This is a genomic window from 'Chrysanthemum coronarium' phytoplasma, assembly GCF_000744065.1.
Classification (GTDB): domain Bacteria; phylum Bacillota_I; class Bacilli_A; order Acholeplasmatales; family Acholeplasmataceae; genus Phytoplasma; species Phytoplasma asteris.
In genome coordinates, this window is the sequence record NZ_BBIY01000125.1 from 1 (window position 1) to 909 (window position 909).

At 31.2% G+C, this 909-nt stretch carries 1 pseudogene; it reads right to left on the reverse strand.

Annotation, left to right across the window (positions count from 1 at the left end):
* Positions 1 to 909: pseudogene (locus OYV_RS04050) on the reverse strand (AAA family ATPase); the annotation flags it as partial.

Here is a 909-nt window from a genome sequence, read left to right on the forward strand (position 1 = left end):
GTCATCTAAGAAGTGTTTAGGGCCTTTGTATTTAAGGATTAAGTAATTACCACCTGGGCCTTCGTTGATTTGTTTTTCTAATTTTACATAGTTTTCTAAATAACTATCAAATCCGATATCGAAACGAGAAAATTTAAATCCATTGGTTGTGGTCATATCATAAGTAACGGATTTTTGATTCCAACGGTCGAAAGGATAACGGTCTTTGATGTAGTTGGCGAGGTTAGATGGTTCTTTTTGAAGTTCGCGACGATTTTCGACCAGCTTTAATTCTTTTCTTAAATTTTCTTCTTGAGTTGGAAGATTTTTAAGTTTATTTTTAATATCGATTATTTCTTGGTTTTTATCTTTAATCGTTTGTTCGTATTTGTCAGGTGTTTGGTTTAAGGTTACTAATTCTTGTTCTAATTGGGCGATTTTATTTTCTTGGTGGATTTTAGTTAATTGTTGATTAATATTATTTAATTCAGATTGGATTTGAGAATAGCGACGATGATAATAGTTAATTCCGTTTAAACTATCAAAAGTAAAATTGGTTTCTGTTTTGGTTTCATCTTTGGGTTTATCTAAATATTGAAGGATTCCTTGACGCCATTGGGCGTATTGATTTTCACAAGCTGTTCGGCGTTGTTTTACTTGGTGGTGATCGGGTTTTATTTTTAATTTCAAATTTAAGACTTCTTCGATATCAGAGGGTAACATGACTTCGTGGGTTTGAGGGTTTTGTTGAGCCCATTTAGCTGTTTTTTTGTAAGCTTCTTCAATAATAGTGGTTAAATCACGATTAGAAAGATTTTTGCCTTGACATAATTGGGTAATATCTTTTAAAGCTAAGAAAGTATAATAACTAATTTGATAAGGGGTGATAATATGTTTTAAATAACCTTCAATTTCATGATCTTTTAAATG